At 74.3% G+C, this 18,796-nt stretch carries 13 protein-coding genes and 1 pseudogene; 4 read left to right on the top strand and 10 right to left on the bottom strand.

Going from position 1 to position 18,796, the window contains the following annotated elements:
- Positions 1-48: 48 nt before the first annotated feature.
- From GKE82_RS17855 to GKE82_RS17845, 3 genes are read left to right on the top strand one after another with little or no spacing between them, the layout of a single operon-like run.
- Entirely contained in the window at positions 49-1,569 is a 1,521-nt protein-coding gene (locus GKE82_RS17855) for an NAD(P)/FAD-dependent oxidoreductase (protein ID WP_230316214.1), read from the top strand.
- A complete protein-coding gene (locus GKE82_RS17850) occupies positions 1,566-2,489 on the top strand; it encodes a short-chain dehydrogenase/reductase (RefSeq protein ID WP_107568415.1) in 924 nt (307 codons plus the stop codon). The genes GKE82_RS17855 and GKE82_RS17850 overlap by 4 nt, the downstream gene beginning before the upstream one ends.
- Positions 2,486-4,384, top strand: a complete 1,899-nt coding sequence (locus GKE82_RS17845) for a hypothetical protein (RefSeq protein ID WP_154734224.1) — start codon at positions 2,486-2,488, stop codon at positions 4,382-4,384. Before GKE82_RS17850 ends, GKE82_RS17845 begins: the two co-directional genes overlap by 4 nt.
- 60 nt (positions 4,385-4,444) lie before the next feature.
- Here GKE82_RS17845 and GKE82_RS17840 read toward each other — a convergent pair whose 3' ends face one another.
- The 8 genes and pseudogenes from GKE82_RS17840 to GKE82_RS30405 form a co-directional block, all read right to left on the bottom strand.
- Complete coding sequence (locus GKE82_RS17840) at positions 4,445-5,356, bottom strand: type IV toxin-antitoxin system AbiEi family antitoxin domain-containing protein (protein WP_154734223.1); 912 nt, start codon at positions 5,354-5,356, stop codon at positions 4,445-4,447.
- Between the two features lie 142 nt (positions 5,357-5,498).
- The gene (locus GKE82_RS17835; RefSeq protein WP_107568412.1) at positions 5,499-6,014 is read right to left on the bottom strand and encodes a hypothetical protein; all 516 of its coding nucleotides are present in this window, start codon (positions 6,012-6,014) and stop codon (positions 5,499-5,501) included.
- A complete protein-coding gene (locus tag GKE82_RS17830; RefSeq protein ID WP_154734222.1) occupies positions 6,014-7,465 on the bottom strand; it encodes an NAD(P)/FAD-dependent oxidoreductase in 1,452 nt (483 codons plus the stop codon). The genes GKE82_RS17835 and GKE82_RS17830 overlap by 1 nt, the downstream gene beginning before the upstream one ends.
- Positions 7,466-7,467: 2 nt before the next feature.
- Positions 7,468-8,253, bottom strand: a complete 786-nt coding sequence (locus GKE82_RS17825; protein ID WP_154734221.1) for an SDR family NAD(P)-dependent oxidoreductase — start codon at positions 8,251-8,253, stop codon at positions 7,468-7,470.
- On the bottom strand, positions 8,250-9,770 hold the full coding sequence (locus GKE82_RS17820; RefSeq protein WP_107568409.1) for an NAD(P)/FAD-dependent oxidoreductase: 1,521 nt from the start codon (positions 9,768-9,770) through the stop codon (positions 8,250-8,252). The genes GKE82_RS17825 and GKE82_RS17820 overlap by 4 nt, the downstream gene beginning before the upstream one ends.
- Positions 9,767-11,179, bottom strand: a complete 1,413-nt coding sequence (locus GKE82_RS28910; RefSeq protein ID WP_230316213.1) for a cytochrome P450 — start codon at positions 11,177-11,179, stop codon at positions 9,767-9,769. Before GKE82_RS28910 ends, GKE82_RS17820 begins: the two co-directional genes overlap by 4 nt.
- Entirely contained in the window at positions 11,176-12,036 is an 861-nt protein-coding gene (locus GKE82_RS28905) for an AarF/UbiB family protein (protein WP_309233819.1), read from the bottom strand. Before GKE82_RS28905 ends, GKE82_RS28910 begins: the two co-directional genes overlap by 4 nt.
- A 22-nt stretch (positions 12,037-12,058) precedes the next feature.
- A pseudogene (locus GKE82_RS30405) lies at positions 12,059-12,379 on the bottom strand (AarF/UbiB family protein); the annotation flags it as partial.
- 352 nt (positions 12,380-12,731) lie between these two features.
- On the opposite strand from GKE82_RS30405, the gene GKE82_RS17810 reads away from it, so the two are divergent.
- A complete protein-coding gene (locus GKE82_RS17810; protein ID WP_158276736.1) occupies positions 12,732-13,349 on the top strand; it encodes a TetR/AcrR family transcriptional regulator in 618 nt (205 codons plus the stop codon).
- On the opposite strand, the gene GKE82_RS17805 is transcribed toward GKE82_RS17810, so the two are convergent.
- A complete protein-coding gene (locus tag GKE82_RS17805) occupies positions 13,346-15,946 on the bottom strand; it encodes a pre-peptidase C-terminal domain-containing protein (RefSeq protein WP_154734219.1) in 2,601 nt (866 codons plus the stop codon). The two genes, GKE82_RS17810 and GKE82_RS17805, sit on opposite strands and share 4 nt — an antisense overlap.
- Positions 15,946-18,789 carry a hypothetical protein gene (locus tag GKE82_RS17800; RefSeq protein WP_154734218.1) on the bottom strand — a complete coding sequence of 948 codons (2,844 nt, stop codon included), beginning with the start codon at positions 18,787-18,789 and terminating at the stop codon, positions 15,946-15,948. The genes GKE82_RS17805 and GKE82_RS17800 overlap by 1 nt, the downstream gene beginning before the upstream one ends.
- Positions 18,790-18,796: the final 7 nt, after the last annotated feature.

Below are 18,796 nucleotides of genomic sequence, written 5' to 3'. Positions count from 1 at the left end.
GATGCCGTAGCTACAAGGCCGTAACGTGTCCCGAGGAGGACCAGCAGCATGACGCCGACCCACACCGACGTCGCCATCATCGGATCCGGATTCGCCGGACTCGGCATGGCGATCGCCCTGCGCCGCAGCGGCCACCACGACTTCGTCGTGCTCGAGAAGGCCGACGGCCTCGGCGGCACCTGGCGGGCCAACCACTACCCCGGCTGCGCCTGCGACGTCCCCACCCCCTACTACTCGTTCTCGTTCGCGCCGAAGCCCGACTGGTCGCGCTTCTACGCGCCGCACGACGAGATCCAGGCGTACATGGAGGACTGCTGCGACCGCTTCGGCGTGCGCGACCACCTGCGCTTCGGGCAGGAGGTCACCGGGATGCGCTGGGACGACGCCATGCAGCGCTGGACCGTCGACGTCGCCGGCGAGCCCGCCGTCGTCGCGCGCGTCGTCGTCAACGCGCCCGGCGGCCTGTCCCGCCCCGCCTACCCGGACGTCGAGGGCCTCGGCGACTTCGCCGGCCCCTGGTTCCACTCCGCCCGCTGGGACCACGACGTCGATCTCCGCGGCGCCCGCGTCGCCGTCGTCGGCACCGGCGCGAGCGCGATCCAGTTCGTCCCGCGGATCGCGAAGGAGGCCGCGCACGTCGACGTCTTCCAGCGCACCCCGCCGTGGGTGCTGCCCAAGCCGGACTTCCCGATCCCGCGCGTGCAGCAGGCGCTGCACCGCCGCCTGCCCGTCACCCAGCGCGCCGTCCGCGGCCTCGTCTGGGCCACGCAGGAGTACGCGGGTCTCGGCAACACGCGCTTCCAGGCGCTCACGCGGCCGCTGGAGTCCGTCGGGCGCGCCTGGATCCGCCGCTTCGTGCGCGACCCCGCGCTCGCCCGGCAGCTGACGCCCGACTACCGGATCGGCTGCAAGCGGCTGCTGCTCTCCAACGACTGGTACGCGACGCTCGCGCGCGAGAACGTCGCCGTCGTCGGCGGCGGGATCGCCCGCGTCACGGCCCGCGGCGTCGTCACCGCCGACGGCGTGGAGCACGCGGCCGACGTCCTCGTCTTCGGCACCGGGTTCGCCGCCACCGACCCGGTCGGCGACCTCGCCGTCGTCGGACGCGACGGGGTCGACCTGCGGACCGCCTGGGCGGACGGGATGCGCGCGCACAAGGGCACGACGATCGCCGGGTTCCCGAACTTCTTCCTCATGCCCGGCCCGAACACCGGGACCGGCCACACCTCGCAGGTCTTCATGATCGAGCAGCAGATCGCCCACACGATGGCCGCGCTGACGCGGCTGCGCGAGCGCGGGGACGCGGTCATCGAGCCGCGGCCCGAGGCGCAGGCGACGTTCAACCGCTGGATCGACCGGCGGATGGAGAAGACCGTCTGGATCCGCGGCGGGTGCAGCTCCTGGTACCTCGACGAGCAGGGCCGCAACACGACGCTGTGGCCCGCGTCCTCGCTGCGGTTCCGCCGCACGCTCGGCACCGTCGTCGACGCCGACTACCGCTTCGACGCTCCCGTGCCGACACCGGACGGCACGCCCGCCGCCCCGGCGCCCACGGAGGTCGTGGCATGAGCTGGGACGTCGCGGGACGCACCGTCCTCATCACCGGCGCCGCGCGCGGCATCGGCGCCGCCGCCGCGCAGCGCCTGCACGACCGCGGCGCCAACGTCGCGCTCGTCGGCCTGGAGCCCGAGAAGCTCCACGCGCTCGCCGACCGCCTCGGCCCGCGCGCCGCCGCCTTCGAGGCCGACGTGACCGACGCCGCCGCGGTGCAGCGCGCCGTCGACGACACGGTCGCGCGGTTCGGCGCGCTCGACGTCGCGGTCGCCAACGCGGGCCTGCACTTCATCGGCTCCGTCGTCGACGCGCCGATCGAGCAGCTCGAGCGCGAGATCGACGTGAACCTCCTCGGCGTCCTGCGGACCGTGCGGGCCGCGGCGCCGCACGTCATCGCCCGCCAGGGCTACCTGCTGAACGTCGCGTCGCTCGCCGCCGCCTCGCACGCCCCGCTGATGGGCGCCTACGCGGCGTCGAAGGCGGGCGTCGAGGCGCTCACCGACGCGCTGCGGCAGGAGCTGCGCCCCGGCGGGACCCGCGTCGGCTGCGCGTACTTCGGCTTCATCGACACCGACCTCGTGCGCAGCTCGATGCACCACGCCTCCTCGCAGGCGATGGAGGGCCTGATGCCCGGCTTCGTGCGCCGCCACGTGTCCGTCGACGTCGCCGCCGACGCGATCGAGCGCGCGGTCGTCGGCCGCCGGGCGCGCGTGTGGGCCCCCCGCTACGTCGGCGGCGCGCTGCGGCTGCGCGGGCTCGTGCAGCCGCTCGCCGAGCAGCGCGCGATGCGCAGCCGGCGGCTGCCCGCCGCGCTCGAGGCCGCCGCGCCCGCGCCCGGCCTCGCCGCCCAGGACCTGACGCTCGGCATCGCCGCCGGGCCCATCGACGAGCAGCCGCTGCTCACCACCACGACCCCCTCGGAGGACCGCGCATGACCCCCCTCCTCGCCCAGGCCGACCCGGCGATCGCCGAGAAGCCCGCGGGCGGCGCCCCGATCGCCGACATCCTCATCGTCGGTGGCGGCATCTCGCTGACGACGTTCGCGCTGCTCGGGCTGATCATCGCCTACCGCCGCGGCGGCGCCCCGCGCTTCCGCGCCTTCGAGACGCGCGTCGAGCGGGCCGTCGGCCTGCCCGGCTGGGCGGCGATCCCGGGCCTCGGCGCGATCCTCGGGTCGCTGCTGACGATCTGGGGTGCCACCTGGGACATCGGCCTGCACATCGATGTCGGCCGCGACGAGGGCCCGCTGGGCACCGCCGCGCACTACCCGCTGCTGTTCGGCCTCATCGGCATGTTCCTCATGGGCGTGCTGTCGGTCGGCATGGCGCCGCGCAGGCCGTCCGCGTCGAGCTCGGTCGCGTTCCGGGTGCGCGGGGTCGGGACCGTGCCCGCGGCCGCCGCGCTGCTCGCCGGCGGCTCCGCGTTCGCGCTGCTGGGCTTCCCGCTCGACGACCTCTGGCACCGCATCTTCGGCCAGGACGTCACCCTCTGGGGGCCCACGCACACGATGTTCATCGGCGGCGTGCTCGCCGCGGGCACCGGCGCCGCGCTGCTGCTCGCCGAGGGCGCACGGGCCGCCGGCCGCGACCCGTTCGGCGCCAAGGGCCTGCTGCGCCGCCCGATCGCCGGGCTGATCGCGAGCATCTTCCTCTACCTCTGGACCGCGTCCCTGGCGGAGTTCAACTGGGGCGTCCCGCAGTACCGCGAGATCTGGATGCCGATGATCCTCGCGTTCGGCGGCGCGCACACGATGGTGCTCGCGCGCATCCTCGGCGGTCGCGGCGGCACGTTCGGCGCGCTCGCCGTGTGGATGCCGATGCAGGTCGCGATGACGCTCGCGATCGGCGGGCCGCTCGACACGACGATGCCCGCGATGCCGCTGTTCGTCGCCGAGGCGCTGATCATCGAGGCGGTCGCGTGGCGCGGCCTGCGCGGCTCGCCGCTGCGCTTCGGGCTCGTCGCGGGCGCGGGCGTCGGCACGATCGGCCTCGCCGCCAACTACGCGTGGACCCAGGTCGCCTACCCGGTGGCGTGGGAGCCCGCGCTGCTGACCGAGGCGATCCCCGTCGCGCTGCTCGCCGGCCTGGCGGGCGGCGCGCTCGGCGCCCTGATGGGCCAGGCGCTCACCGGCACGCTGCCCGCCGGGCCGCGACCGCTGCGCACCGCGCTGGCCGCCGCCGCCCTCGCCCTCGGGCTGTGCGTCAACGCCGCGATCGTCCAGACCCCGCAGGGCGAGACGGCCGAGGTGCGGATCGCGAACGTGCGCGAGGCCGTCGCCCCGGGCGGGGACCGCACGCAGGTCGCCGACGTCACGGTCCGGCTCTCCGACCCGGAGCTCGCGCGGGACGGCAACTGGGCGTACATCCTCGGCTGGCAGGGCAACGGGCGCTACGCCGAGCCGCTCGTGCGGCAGGCCGACGGCACGCTGCGCTCGTCGCGGCCGGTGCCGATCGGCGGCACCTGGAAGTCGTTCGTGCGCTTCCACAAGGGCCGCACGATGATCTCCGCCCCGATCCGGATGCCCGCCGACCCCGCGCTCGACTTCGCGGGCTTCGCGGCGGAGCCCGTGGCGACGCGGACGATGATCCGCGACACGAAGCTCCTGCAGATCGAGCGGCGCGAGGACGGCCCGACGTGGGCGTGGATGCCCGCGCTGCTGCTCGTCCTCTCCATGGACCTGTCGCTGCTCGTGCTGATGGCGTGGATCTGCGTGCGGCTCGGCCGGATGCGCGGCCAGGCCCCGACCGTGCAGGCGCCCCCCGGCTTCCTCATCGAGGGCGCCGACCGCGTGATCCGCGAGGTCGAGAAGCGCGTCCCGGTCGGCGTCTGAGCCGACCGGCACCCGACCGCCGTACGAACCCCCGCACCAGGCGCGGGGTTCGTACGGCGGTCAGCGGGCGAGCACGGCGAGCAGGTCGCGGGCGACCCGCTCCCACTCGTGCAGCAGCTGCTGCCACGTGATCCGGAAGACGACGACGCCCAGCGCCGCCGCCCGCTGGTCCTTGCGGCGGTCGCGGTCCATCGCGCGGCGCTGCTCGTGCCAGGTCCGGGACTCGAGCTCCAGCCACACCCGCGGGCCGGGGAACCACACGTCGGGGACGACGACGTGGTCCTCGGCCAGGTGCAGCGGCTCGTTGCGCCGGTAGGGCGGAAGCCCGGGCAGGGCGCGCAGCAGCGCCAGGAATCGGGCCACCATCTCCGCGTGCGTGCGGCCGTGCCCCGGGTCCGCGAGCTCGGCCGCGACGACGCGCCGCAGCGCCGGGACCCCCGGGTGGCGCAGAACGTGCTCGGCGGCGGCCAGCATCCGGGGTGGCGCGGTCATGCGTCGCGCGACCGCGTTGGCGACGAGGACCGCGAGCGCGTCGTCGTCGAGGGACGGCGCGGCGCCGAGCAGCGCCAGCGGCGGGAAGGCGACAGCCATCCCGCGGCGGCGCCACAGATGTCGCGCCTCGACGCGCGACGCCTCGTGGAGGACCACGGCGCCGCGCGTGCGCCGGCGCGTCGGCGCGCCGAGGTGGATCGCGTCACCCGCCGGTGGCCGGAGGCCGAGCAGCTCCAGCGCGGTGAGGCCGTACAGCCACGCCCCCGGGCCGGCGGCCAGCGACGCGGCCCACAGCCGTCCGTGACGGGTCGGCACGTCGCTGCCGACCACGAACACCCCGCGGTGGCGCCGGTGCAGGCGGCCGGTGGCGCACGCGCGGAGCACCTGGTCGTCGGTCATGCCTGCGAGGCGCAGCTGGCCGAGGGACACGGCGCCGTCCTGGCGTCGGGCGTGCCGGGTGATCTGCTGCCAGTCGACCATGCGGCGAGCATGGCCCCCCGGCACGTCACGGAAGCAGACGCGTCCGTGACGGCCCCGTGCCGATTCTGCGCGCGGGGCCGCGCGCGTGGCGACCGCCGTACGAACCCCCGCACCAGGCGCGGGGTTCGTACGGCGGTCGCGCTCAGCTCTCGGCCGCCGACCGGTCGCGGGCGCCGGGCAGGCGGCCGGCGATCCGGCCGATCGGCCCGACCGCCTCGTGCAGCTCGGTCGCCACGGCCTGCAGCGCGCCGACCGCGGGCTGCAGCGTGTCGAGGTCCGCGAGGATCTGCTCGGCGATGCGCTCGAGCCGCTCGACGCGCGGGCTCAGGTCGGGCAGCGCCGAGGCGTGCGCGGTCAGCTCCGGCAGCGACGCCGCGTACGCGGTCAGGGCGGGCAGCGAGGACGCCGCCCGCGTGAGCTCCGGCAGCGACGCGGCGTGGGCGGTGAGGTTCTCGAGCGCCGCCGCGTGCCGGGTCAGCTCGGGCAGCGACTCGACGACCGTGGACAGCCGCTCCACGCTGTCGCCCAGCGCGGCGATGCGCTCCAGCGAGTCGTCGAGCTCGGCGAGCCGGTCGATGTTCTGCAGCGCCCGGGCGAGCCGGTCGAGCGTCGTCGGCAGCTCGGCGAGCGCGACGACGCCACGGAAGAACCAGAGCATCAGGCGGCGCCCAGGACGTAGCGGTCGGCGTCGAACGTGCTCGTGCGGCGGCGATACGCGGTCGCGAAGCCCGGATACAGCGCGTACTGGCGGCCGGTCTCGTCGAGGTAGTAGCTCGAGCAGCCGCCCTGGGTCCAGACCGTCCCCGCGTTGCGCCGGTCGAGCTCGGCCGCGTACTCCTCCAGCGCGTCGGGGCGCACCTCGACCGTCGCCGCCCCGGCCTCGTCCATCGCGCCGATCGCCGCGAGCGCGTAGGTCATCTGCGCCTCCAGCGAGAAGATCGCCGAGTTGATCCCGATCGAGTTCGGACCGAGCAGCAGGAACAGGTTCGGGAACCCGGCGACCGTCGCGCCCTTGTACGCGTGCGGTGACGGGCGGAACGCCTCGCCGAGCGTGCGGCCGTCGCGGCCGACGATCCGGTCCGCCCCCTCCGACCGCGCGTAGCGGTAGCCGGTCCCGGCGATGATCGTGTCGACCCGGTGGGTGACGCCGTCGGCGGTGACGATCCCCTCCGGGACGATCCGCTCGATCCCCGCCGTGCTGAGCGTCACGTCCTCGCGGCCGAGGGCCGGGTAGTACGTGTTGGACATCATCGGGCGCTTGCAGCCCAGCCGGTAGCCGGGCTTCAGCTGCGCGCGCAGCACGGGGTCGCGGACCTGGAGCCGCCGGTGCGCGTTGCCGAGCTCCTCCAGCGGGCGGAGGATCCGCTGGTCGGTGTGGAAGCCGTACCCGAGCCCCTCGTACAGCGCGAACAGCAGGTTGCGGTGCAGGTCCTGGGCGGGCGGCAGCAGCCGGTACAGGAGCTTCTCGGGCAGCGGGACGGGCCGGTCGGGGTGCGGCAGCACCCACGGCGGGGTGCGCTGGAACACCGTGACGTGCGCGGCGCGCGGCGCGATCCGCGGCAGGAACTGGACCGTCGCGGGCCCGGTCCCGAGGACCGCGACGCGCTCCCCGGTGAGGTCGTGGCGGTGGTCCCAGCGGGCGGAGTGGAAGCGGTGGCCGGCGAACGTGTCGTCTCCCGGGAAGGCGGGGGTGTGCGGCTCGGCGGTGCCGCCGACGGCGCTGACGAGCAGGTCGCTGGACAGCTCCCCGGTGCTCGTGCGCAGCCGCCAGCAGGACGCGTCGGCGTCCCAGCGCGCCTCGTGCAGCTCGGTGCCGAAGCGGACGTGCCGGATCACGTCGTGGTCGTCGGCGACGCCGCGCACGTACGCGAGGATCTCGTCCTGCCGCGGGAACAGCCGCGACCACGACGGGTTGCGCGCGAACGAGTACGAGTACAGGTGCGTCGGGACGTCGCACGCGCAGCCCGGGTAGGTGTGCTCGAACCAGGTCCCGCCGACGGCGTGGTTGCGCTCGAGCAGGACGAGGTCGTCGATGCCCGCCTGCTTGAGGCGGACCGCCATCCCGATGCCGGAGATCCCGGCACCGATGATCGCGACGCGGTGGTGCACGCTCAGATCGCCCCGCGGGCGACGAGCCCCTGGATCGGCTGCGGCGCGCCGCGCAGCAGCTTGTAAGCGAGGGTCGACTCGAACCCGACCGGCACGACGTCGCGGTTGCGCTTGACGCAGTCCGCGATCGCCTTCGCGACGAGGTCCGGGGAGTGGCCGCGGGCCAGCAGCGCCGCGCCGCGGTCGGCCTTGTGCGCCTCGCGCCCGACGTAGCGCGTCGCGCGCGCGATCGGGGTGGAGATGACGCCCGGGCAGACGACGCTCACGCCGACCCCGGACCCGCGCCAGTCCGCGCGCAGGCACTGCGACAGCGCGACGACCGCGGACTTCGTCGCGCAGTAGGCGGCCATGTTGCGGTTCGGGATGTACGCGGCACCCGAGGCGACGTTCACGACCTGGCCGCGCCCGCGCTCGACCATGCCGCGCCCGAACGCCGCGCACCCGTACGCGACGCCGTCGAGGTTGATCGACACGAGCCAGTCCCAGTCGTCCAGCGACGCGTCCAGGAACGGCCCGTAGACCCCGACACCGGCGTTGTTGACGAGGACGTCGACGTCCCCGTGGTCGGCCGCGATGCGGTCCGCGAGCTCCTCGACCGCCGCGCGGTCGGCGACGTCGCAGACGTAGGAGGAGGACGCGCCGCAGACCTCGGCGACGGCGTCCCCGTCGAGGTCGACGCCGATCACGGTGGCGCCCGCCGCGGTGAAGCGCCGCGCCGTCGCGGCCCCGATCCCGGAGCCGGCGCCGGTGACGACGGCGAGCGCCTCGGCGAGCCGCACGCGGCTCACGCCGCCGCCCCGACCGGCTCGTCCGCGGTGACCGGCGCGCGCGTGTACGCGTAGTCGTCGAGGTCGAAGCGCAGCGACCGCCACACCGTCTCGATCGTCGGGGCGGGCCGGAACGGCACGTCGCCGTGCGCGTCGAAGTAGTAGCTGTTGGCGACCGCGCAGCTGTCCTGCCAGAAGATCTGGCCGCCGCGCCGGGCGAGCATGGCGTGGAAGTAGCGGTCGTTGGCCTCGCGCCGGACCTCGGCCGCGGTCGCCCCCTCCGCGCGTGCGCGCTTGAGCACCCGCAGGATGTGCCGCGTCTGCGTCTCGATGAGGTTGAAGTACGAGCTGCCGTTGTACCCGTAGGGCCCGAGCACGATGAAGAAGTTCGGGAACCCGGGGACGCTGATGCCCTCGTAGGCCTGGAAGCGGTGCTCGTCCCAGAACGCCTCGAGGTCGAGGCCGTCGCGTCCGGTGACCCGGAACGGCGGCATGTTGCCGTGCTCGAAGACCTTGAACCCGGTGGCGAGGATCAGCACGTCGATCTTGTGCAGCGTGCCCGCCTCGGTGCGCACGCCGGTCTTCGTGATGCGCGCGATCGGGTCGGTCTCCAGCAGGACGTTCTCGCGGTTGAACGTCTGCAGGTAGGAGTTGTGGAAGCTCGGGCGCTTGCAGCCGACCGCGTACTTCGGGGTGAGCTTCTCGCGCACCTCGGGGTCGCGGACCTCCTGCAGCGCGCGCAGTCCGGCCTTCTCGCCGAGCTTGCCGAACGGCACGACCGCCGAGTAGTGGGCGGCCAGCGGGAACGTGATCTCGACGAACGCCTGGCTCGCCGCGCGGGCCGCGAGGTCGCCGCCGGGGATCTTGCCCATCAGCCACTTGACGGCGCCGGGGAGCGGGCCGTCGGGCTTGGGCAGGCACCAGATCGGCGTGCGCTGGAAGACCGTGAGGTGTTCGACCTCCGTGGCGATCTCCGGGATCAGCTGGACGGCGGACGCGCCGGTGCCGATGACCGCGACGCGCTTGCCGCGCAGGTCGACGGAGTGGTCCCAGCGGGCGGTGTGGATCGTCGTGCCGCCGAACGAGGAGAGGCCCTCGATCTCCGGCGGCTTGGGCTGGGTGAGGACGCCGGTGGCGCCGACGACGAAGCGGGCGGTGATCTCGTCGCCGGCCGAGGTCTCCAGCCGCCACAGGTGGACGTCCTCGTCGAACGTCGCGCCGGTGATGCGCGTGCCGAAGCGGGTCTTCGCGCGGACCCCGTGCTTGGTGGCGATGTCGTCGGCGTACGCGCGCAGCTCCTTGCCGGGCGCGTAGATGCGCGACCAGTCGGTCCGCCGCTCGAAGCTGAACTGGTAGCTGAACGAGGGGATGTCGACCGCGACGCCCGGATAGGTGTTCCAGTACCAGGTGCCGCCCACGTCGTCGCCCTCCTCGACGAGCAGGTGGTCGTGGATGCCCGCCTGCGTGAGCCGGATCGACGTGCCGATGCCGGAGAACCCGGCGCCGACGATGACGACCTCGTGGTCCGCTGTCCTCATGCTGCCTCCCTCGTCGTGTTCGCGACGCGCCGTCGCGCGACCATCTTCACACCGTTGCGCGGCCGGAGCGTCAGCGTCGCCTCCGGCTCGACCGGGTGCCCGGGCACCAGGTCGTAGACGAACCGCTGCGACATCATCGCGGTGATCAGCGTCGTCTCCATCAGCGCGAAGCTCGTGCCGATGCAGATGCGACGGCCGCCGCCGAACGGCAGGTAGTGCGACCGCGGCCGGCCGCGCGCGTTCTCCGGCAGGAACCGCGACGGGTCGTACACCTCGGGGTCGGGCCAGAACCGCGGGTCGTGGTGGATCGCGTGGATCGGGACGATGACCGTCGCGCCCTTGGGGATGCGGTGGCCGTCGATCTCGTCGTCCTCGATCGCGGTGCGCGGGATGATCCACGCGGGCGGGTAGAACCGCATCGCCTCCTGGAAGCAGGCGGTCGTCCACGGCAGGTTGGGGATGTCGTCGACCGTCGGCCGGCGGCCGTCCAGGACCTCGTCGACCTCGCGGAGCATGCGGTCGCGCGCGTCGGGGTTGAGCGCCAGCAGGTACCACATCCACGCGAGCGCGTTGGCGGTGGTCTCGTGGCCGGCGAGCATGAACGTGGTCACCTCGTCGCGCACGCGGCGCAGCGGCAGGTGGCGACCCTCCTCGTCCTGGGTGGAGAGGAGCAGGTTGAGCAGGTCGTCGGTGCCGGTGGGGTGGGCGCGGCGGTCGTCGATGAGGTCCCAGACGATCTCGTCGACGGTCCGCATGACCCACTGCAGGGCGTTCAGCGGCGGCGGCACGTAGGGCGCGTGGTGCAGCGCGCGGGAGAACGCGCGCATGCCCCAGACGGGCGGCGAGGCGACGATGAGCAGCCGGGTGGCGACCTCGGCGCTGCGCAGGCCGGTCGTCACGACCTTCGTCATCTTCGCGCCGACCTCCCCGAAGCGGTGGCCGAACAGCGCGGTGCCGACGACGTCCATCGTCAGGCCGACCATCGAGGACGCCATCTCGACCTCGATGCGGTCGCTGCCGTCGTCGAACGCGTCGACGTAGGCGGCGATCGGGTCGATCATGAGGTCGACCATCCCGCGTACGTGACGCTTGGACATGGTCGGGTTGAGCAGCATCCGGTGGCGGCGCCAGGAGTCGTCCTCGTCGGTGAAGAGGTTGAGGCCGAGGACCGCGCGCAGGAGCTCGTACTCGATGCTCTTGTGGTACCGGTCGGCGGCCCCGTGGAGGACGTGGTCGACGTAGTCGGGGTGCTTGATCGTGAACGACGTGCGGCGCCCGACGCGCATGCGCGCGATGTCGCTGCCGGGGGCGCCCTTGACGATCGGGGAGCCGGTGTGGAGGCCCTTGAGGAGCATCGACTGGGCGGCGTGCAGGCCGCTGACCGAGGGGGTGCGGACGGCGGTGCTCATGCCCGGCTCCCGGCGTCGACGGCGGGGGTGGTGTAGTCGTGGCGGCCGGCGAAGAACGCGGCCTCCTGGCGGCCGAGCTCGGTGACGGGCTCGTCGCCGAACATCCACTCGCGCGAGATGTCGAGCCAGCGGTTGGTGGCGCCGAGCTGGCCGAGCAGCCCGATCAGGAGCATGACCGAGCGCATCATCACGAAGTGCTCGGCGGGCAGGACGAGCTCGTCGAAGCCCTCCTGTCCGCGCATCTGCGTGTAGCGGCGCATCATCTCCGCGGTGGTGCTCGGGTCGGCGGTGGTGTGCTCGTCGACCATCAGCCAGCCGAAGATCGCGTGGTAGCTCTCGTAGAACGGCTGGGCGAGCTGCGGGTCGGGCGGGAGCGCCCCGAGCTCGACGATCAGGTCGAGCAGGCCGTCGGCGTCGCCGCGGTAGGTGGCGACGTTGGAGCGGACGAGGTGCTCGACCTCGCGGTCGCCCAGGCGCTTGAAGAAGCCGAAGTCCAGGAACGCGACGCGCCCGTCGTCGAGGTAGAGGGCGTTGCCCGGGTGCGGGTCGCCGTTGAGCAGCCGGTGGCGCATCGGGCCGTTGATGTAGAAGCGGCAGAGGATCTCGCCGAGCCGGTCGCGGTCGGCGGCGGGGAGGTCGCGGACCTCGGCGAAGCGGCGGCCGTCGACGAAGTCCATGACGATGACCCGTTCGCGGCAGAGCGCCATGGCGACGTCGGGGACGACGACGAACGGGTGGTCGCGGTAGACGCGCGCCATGGCGCGCTGGTTGGAGGCCTCGAGCTCGTAGTCGAGCTCCTCGGCGATCCGCTCGCGGATCTCGTCGGCGATCGCGCCGGTGTCGATGCCCGGGGCGATCGAGGCGAGGGAGCTTCAGGCCGAGCCGCAGGTTCTGCATGTCGGCGTGGATCGCCTCGGCGATGCCGGGGTACTGGACCTTCACGACGACCTCGCGGCCGTCGTGCAGTCGGGCACGGTGCACCTGGCCGATCGAGGCGGCGGCCAGCGGCGTCTCGTCGAAGGAGGCGAAGAGGTCGGGGATCGCGGCCTCGAGGTCCTCCTCGACGACCTTGCGGATCGCGCGGAAGGGGACGGGGTCGGCGCCCTGCTGGAGGGTGGCGAGGATCTCCTGGAACTCGGGGCGGATCTCCTCGGGGACGAGGCCGAGGTCGACGGCGGAGAGCGTCTGGCCGACCTTCATGGCGGCCCCGCGCATGCCGGCGAAGACCTTGACGAGCGCCTGCGCGCTCTTGAGCTGCTGGCGGTTGGCCGCCGCGCGGCGGGCGTCGGAGTCCCCGGTCTTCGTGATGACGCGCGCGGACGCCTCGCGCGCCGCGACGCCGGCCGCCACGCCGGTGATCGACGCGGCCCGTCGCAGTCGCGAGCCTCGGATCTCGTTCGCCATCCCGCCGTCCTCCTGATCGATTTCGCCGATCACGTGATCGACGGGCGGCACCGTACCAGAGTTGGTCGATCATGTGAACGGCGAAATGCGGAGGGCTCCACCGCAACGCGCGCAGGCCTGCACACGCCGCCTGCGACACTGCGGCTCGATGACCGCCGAGCCCCGCCGCCTCACCCGCGCCCAGCAGCGCGTCGCCACGCGCACGGCGATCCTCGACGCGACCGGCGAGGTGCTCGTCGCGGACGGCTACGCGGAGCTGACCACGCGGCGGGTCGCCGAGCTCGCCGGGGTCGCGCAGAGCACGCTCATGCACCACTTCCCGACCCGCGAGGCGCTGCTCGTCGAGACCGTCAGCCACCTGGCGATGCGGCTCGCCGACGAGGCGATCGACGCGCTCGACCTCGTCGCGCTGCGCGAGCCCGCCCAGCGCGAGACGGTGCTCGACCAGGCGTGGGCGCAGTTCACGTCCCCCGTCGCGATCGCCGCGGCGCAGCTGTGGGCCGCGGCATGGGCCGAGCCGCAGCTCGCCGCCGCCCTGCACGAGCTCGAGCAGCGCCTCGGCGGGCTGATCTTCGGCACGGCCGCCACGCTGTTCCCGGACATCAGCGACGACCCGCGGTTCCGGCCGTCGATCGACGCCGCCGTCTCCCTCATCCGCGGGCTCGTGATGGCGATCCCGGTGTCGGGCGCGGCGGAGATCGACGCGCGCTGGGCGGCGATGAAGCCGGTGCTCGCCGACGTCGCCGGCGCCCTGCTGGACGGCTAGCGGCGGCGCACGGTCAGCCGCAGCGTCCGGACCGCCGAGCGGTTGCCCGCCGCGTCCAGGGCCGTGAGCCGCAGCGTGTAGGTGCCCGGACGCAGGCCACGCAGCGGGATCCGCGCGGTGCTGCGCCCCTGTCCGCGCGTCCCGAGCACGACCGACCGCGTGGTCGTCCGGCACGTCGACCGCCGGGCGCCGGGCCGGCGCGTGCACGTGCGCAGGCTCAGCGATCCCGCGACCGACGCCCGCTCGGACAGCGTCAGCGTGACGGTGGCGCTGCGCCGGGCGGTCAGGCGACCGCGGCCCAGCCGGATCGCGAGCGCCGGGCGGACCGTGTCGGCGTCCACGTCCCCGGCGAGCCCGGGGTCGGGCAGGAAGCCGCTGCCCGTATCGGGCGTCGCGGCGCCCGGTGCGCCGGTCCCGGTCCCGGTCCCGGTCCCGGTCCCGGTGCCGGTGCCGGGGTTCACCCCGGGGTCCGGGATGGGCGCGGGCTCGAACGTCGCGGTGACGGTGCGGCTGCGGTCCAGCGTGACCGTGCACGTCGTCGCCGCACCGCTGCAGCCGGGACCGGCGAAGCCGGTGAAGACGCTGCCGGCGGCGGGGACCGCGGTGAGCGTGACCGGGGTGTCCAGCGGCAGCGCCGTCGACGCGCAGGCCGCGCCGCAGTCGATCCCGCCGACCGACGAGGTGACGCGACCCGTCCCGCCGCCGGCCGGCGCCACCGTCAGCGTGCCGGTCGGCTGGACGATCCGGACGTCGTCGATGGCCAGCCCGGCGTAGTTGACGCTCGCGTCGCCCTGCAGCGCGAAGCGCAGCTGCACGGTCCGTCCCGCGTAGGCGGAGAGGTTCCCGGTCAGCCGCGCCCAGCCGGCGGCCGCGGGGATCGCGAGCCCGACGCCCGGACCGACCCCCACGTTCGTCATCGTCGGCCCGTCCCACTCCCACAGCGTCGTGGGGTTCGCCCCGCCCACCTCGACCACGCTCACGCGGGCGAAGTCGAACCGCGCGAACTCCAGCTGGAACCACTGCCGCCAGCTGGCGAGGATCCGGCCGCTGCGGCCGGCGAGCGAGATCGGCGGGGAGAGCAGCACCTGGGTGCCGTTGCCGTAGGTGCCGTCGAGGTCGGTCTTGAAGCAGCCGCTGCCCTCGCCGCACGTCGACAGGCCGGCGACCGGGTTGGGGCCGCTGGTGGCGACCGTCGCGGGCGTCCCGCGCTCCCACTCGTCGGCGGTGCCGCTGTGCGTGAAGCCGCCGTCGTCGGCGTTGAAGGTCGCGGCGAAGAGCTCGTTCCCGGTGGGCAGCGGGTCCTGCGGGCACAGCACCAGCGTCGGCGGCAGCACCGAGCCGCTCGTGCCGTTGCCCGGGGTGTCGTCGCGCAGCACCAGCCGCCAGGTCCCGGAGGCCTCGGTCCCCTCGAACCACTGCAGCCGCGTGGTGGCGCCGGGGGCGACGGACACGGGCGCGAGCCCGACCCCGAGCGTCGCGCCGGCCAGCGTCCCGTAGGTCGCGGTGTGCGTCGTGGTGCCCGAGGCGCCCAGGGCCACGTCGTTGAACAGCGCCACCTCCACGCCGGACGGGGAGCGCAGCGCCACGTCGAGGTCCTCGAGCCGCGTGTGCGTGATGCTCAGGTTCACCGCGAGCCGCCGGATCTCCGCCGGGTCCGTGACGACGATCGGCACCTCGGTGGTGCCGTCGCCGATCCCCGCCGGGGAGCCGGCGACGCTGCGGCACGACGGCGTCTCGCGCGCGACCGCGGTCGCGACCAGCCGGTAGGTGGAGGTCGCCGACCCGGCCGACGAGGAGTCGACGGTCACGACGTAGGTGCCGGTCTCGGCGGCCGTCAGGACGAGCGCCTCCGACGGCGTCGCGTCACCGCCGGGATCGTCGACCCGGTCCAGCGGGCCCGACGGGCCCGCGAGCGCCAGGCGCCCGTTCCAGGTCACCCCGTCGCGCTCGGGGTCGAGGTCGAGCGCGAGCGCGACCGTGTCGCCCGCCTGCAGCTGCAGGCGGTGCAGGTCCTGGCCGCCCACCCCGGCCGCGTACGTGCCGAGGACGCCGCCGGCCGGGAGCGGGTTGGCCTGCGCGACGACGTCGTTGGGCTCGCTCTCGGCCGTCGCGGCCCCAGGCACGACCCGCACGACGAGGTCGTACGGGGCGATCACGTTCGGCCCGTCGCGCGAGACCCGCAGCGTGTACGTGCCGGTCTGCGGGAGCGGGACGCCGGCGAGGGTCGCCGACAGCGGGTTCTGCTCGCCGTCGTCGGCGTCGGACTCCAGGACCGTGGTGCCGTCGGGGCCGATCAGCCGCAGGCCGACGTCCGCGACCGGGCTGGTGGCCGTCGTGACCGCCGCGAACAGCCGCTCACCGGCCTGCGCGCTCACGCGGTAGTGGTCGAGGTCGAGGCCGACGTCCTCCTGGGCCAGCAGCGTCCCGCGGATCCGCTGGCCGCTGAGGACGGGCTGCGCGGTCGCGGGCGTCTCGTTGGGCTCCACCCCGACGACCGGCTCGGCCGGGAACGGAGTCGCCTCCAGCGGCACGGCCGACGCCGGGGCGGCGGTGACGAGTCCGGCGAGGACGACGAGCAGGGCGAGCGGGCGGCGCATCAGATCGAGGCGCAGGCTCGGGGGAGGCGGGCGGAGCGCAGGGCGCGCGGCCCCGCGTAGCTCGCCCCGGCCCGGAGGGTGACGCTGGCGGTCCGGCCGAAGCGGATGTCCTGGCGGCCGGACTGGATCCGCAACGTCACCGGGACGTCGCGCCGGACCCGGCCGATCCGCCACGCCAGGCAGTCGGCGGGGGCCGTGTGGCCGAGCCGGCGGCCGTCCCCGAGCGTCGCGTACGCCGCGTAGCGGGTGGTGTTCCCCCCGGTCCGTCCCCAGACCGCGAAGACGTCGCTGCCACGGCGCACGAGGCGCAGCGCCGGGGTCCGCCGCGGCGTGGCGGGCGCGGGCGCCATGTAGGAGGTGACGTCGAAGCGGTCCTGCTCGGCCCCCTGGGCGTCGAGCACGATCGCGCGGACGATCCGCCGCCCCTCGTAGCCGAACGCGGGCCGGAACCGCAGCGTGCGGCAGCGGGACTCGGCGGTCGTGGAGCCGGGGGCCCGCCGGCCGCCGGTGCACGGCCGGCCGCGCAGGCCGGACGCGATCGGCTGCTGGAAGTCCTTGCCGATCACGTCGAGGGTCACCGTGTCCCCCTCGCGCAGCCGGTAGCGCAGGTCGAGCTCGCGCTGCCCGTCGCGCGTGGCGCGGATCGTGCCGGCGACGACGGTCGGCCGCTTCTCCTCGGCCTGGAACTCGGCGCCCGCCAGCTGGCTGCCCTCGAGCGCCCGGACCTTCCAGCCGCCCGCGACCGCGTCCTTGCTGAAGAACACGCTCGTCTCCGGCGCCTCGGGGTTCTCGACGATGAGGAACGTCGCGTTGTCGGTGGTCTGGGCGTCGGGGCCGGACTGGAACGTGCGGCCGGTCGGGCTGGAGACGAGGATCTTCGGCGGCTTGCCGACGCCCTGCACGTGCAGCACGTACTGGTCGTTGTCCGGCGGGACCGGGAACGTCAGCTCCTGCGGCCCGATCTGCCGGGGCCGCGCGATCCGCACGCGGGACTGGAAGCCGCAGCCGGCGCCGAAGTCGAACCGCTTCCCGTTGCGGGGGGTCTGGTAGAAGAAGAAGCCGCTGAAGGCGCCGATGAACCTGAACTCGCCGCAGCCGCCGATCCCGAGGCTCGACACCGTCGCGGACGCCTGGGCGACGCACGGCGAGCCGAAGATCCCGAGGTTCAGGCACAGCGCGACGCGACCGTCGAGGTTGAACAGGAACGGGCGCGGCTGGACGAAGCCGGAGACGCCGCCGTTGATCTGGACGAAGCCGCCGGCGAGCAGGACGCTGGCGTTGACGTCGAAGTCGACGACCCCGTTGCTGTTGACGCGCACGCGGCCGTTGCCGACCGGGATGTCGGCGACGCGCAGGAAGCCGGCCGCCTCGACGAAGAACGTGCGGCCCTGCTCGGCGTAGGTGACGGAGACGTCGCCGCGGACGAGCCCGTTGGCGAAGCCCAGGCCCGCGTCCCCGCGCACGACGACGTCGGGACGCAGGCACAGGCCGAAGCCGACCCGTTCGAGCGTGATGCCCTGCACGAGCGGGATCCGCGCGTTGTCGACGAACCCGCCCGCGTAGGCGAACTGGCCGCCCGCGATGCCGCCGTAGGCGGCGAAGTCCGCGCGGGACGGTGTCGGCAGGCCGATCAGCACGGAGCCGTCGAAGCGCTCCTGGCGCTGGGACGGCGGCGTGCACTGCACGGCCGGGGCGCCGTTGAGCGAGGGCGGCTCGCACGCCGCGAAGCTGCGTGACACGTTCGCCGACAGGTACGAGAAGCAGAGGTTCTTCAGCGCGACCTTGCCGATCGCCGCGTTGGCGACCTCGATGCGGCCGCCGTCGACGCTGACGCCGCGCGCGTCGTCGGTGGAGATCTCGGTCTGCCCGGTGATCGCCCCGGTGGTCCCGGGGGACGGCCGGAAGATCGAGGGGAGCGTCACGCTGATCGGGAACGACGTGGTGAAGCGCCCGGCGCGCTTGCGGAAGATCGCCTGCACCTGGCCGCCGATCGGCAGGCCGCCGAGCCGCCCGGCGGGCAGCGTGATCGCCGGCAGCGCGCCCTCGCTCGTGCCGGAGGGGAGCTTCCACAGCAGCTGGCCGCGCAGCACGGTGACCGGGCCGAGCTTCACCTCGATGCTGCGGTCGATGCCGAGCGTGCCGCCGGGCGCCCGCTGGGTCGGCGCGCCGAGCACGTAGGTGGTGCCGTCCGGGGCGGCGGGGAAGGGGATGCCGTTGAGGACGAACCGGTCCGCGGTCTGGAAGAACCGCTGGCGCGGCTCGAGCGCGACGCCACCGAGCGTGAGCGCGTCGGTCCCGGCGCGCATCTCCTGCCAGCAGGAGCCGCCGGTCGTCCGCAGGCGCACGAGCGTGAACTCGACGGTCTTGGGGCAGTTCTCGACCCGGGTCGGCCCGGCGGGCTCGGGCGGTGTGACCGGGACCGGGGGCGTCGCGCGCGTCGGCGGCTGGAAGGTGAGGGCCTGACGCTGCTGGGCGCCGGTGGAGTCGGTGACGCGGACGGTGACGGTGCGGTTGGGGGTGCCCGCGGCGCCGACGTCGAACGTGAACGCGTGGGTGCCGCGCAGGCCCTGGGTCTCGGGACTCGTCTCCTGGAGGACCTTCGTCTGCGCCGGCGTGTCGATGTTCGTGGCGTCGCAGCAGAAGAACTCGACGATGTACGGGGCCTGGCCGACGGTGACGTCGACGGTGAGGGTGGCCTGGCCGCCCTCGACGGCCGGGTCGGGCGCGAAGCCGCGGCTGAGGATCTCGACGGCCGCGTGGGACGGCGCGGCCACGATCGCGGAGCCGGTGACGGCGAGCAGCGTGGCGAGGAGCGCGGCACGGAGCCGCGGACGGACGGACATGGGACTG

It is taken from the genome of Conexibacter sp. W3-3-2 (assembly GCF_009707605.1).
In the GTDB taxonomy this organism is placed as follows: domain Bacteria; phylum Actinomycetota; class Thermoleophilia; order Solirubrobacterales; family Solirubrobacteraceae; genus Paraconexibacter; species Paraconexibacter algicola.
This window is presented reverse-complemented; position numbering and strand designations above follow the sequence as displayed.

Excerpts from the sequence above, each read along its gene's own strand:
- GKE82_RS17855 (WP_230316214.1), top strand. The coding sequence starts at position 49 with ATGACGCCGACCCACACCGACGTCGCCATCATCGGATCCGGATTCGCC.
- GKE82_RS17850 (WP_107568415.1), top strand. The coding sequence starts at position 1,566 with ATGAGCTGGGACGTCGCGGGACGCACCGTCCTCATCACCGGCGCCGCG.
- GKE82_RS17845 (WP_154734224.1), top strand. The coding sequence starts at position 2,486 with ATGACCCCCCTCCTCGCCCAGGCCGACCCGGCGATCGCCGAGAAGCCC.
- GKE82_RS17840 (WP_154734223.1), bottom strand. The coding sequence starts at position 5,356 with ATGGTCGACTGGCAGCAGATCACCCGGCACGCCCGACGCCAGGACGGC.
- GKE82_RS17835 (WP_107568412.1), bottom strand. The coding sequence starts at position 6,014 with ATGCTCTGGTTCTTCCGTGGCGTCGTCGCGCTCGCCGAGCTGCCGACG.
- GKE82_RS17820 (WP_107568409.1), bottom strand. The coding sequence starts at position 9,770 with ATGAGGACAGCGGACCACGAGGTCGTCATCGTCGGCGCCGGGTTCTCC.
- GKE82_RS28910 (WP_230316213.1), bottom strand. The coding sequence starts at position 11,179 with ATGAGCACCGCCGTCCGCACCCCCTCGGTCAGCGGCCTGCACGCCGCC.
- GKE82_RS17810 (WP_158276736.1), top strand. The coding sequence starts at position 12,732 with ATGACCGCCGAGCCCCGCCGCCTCACCCGCGCCCAGCAGCGCGTCGCC.
- GKE82_RS17805 (WP_154734219.1), bottom strand. The coding sequence starts at position 15,946 with ATGCGCCGCCCGCTCGCCCTGCTCGTCGTCCTCGCCGGACTCGTCACC.
- GKE82_RS17800 (WP_154734218.1), bottom strand. The coding sequence starts at position 18,789 with ATGTCCGTCCGTCCGCGGCTCCGTGCCGCGCTCCTCGCCACGCTGCTC.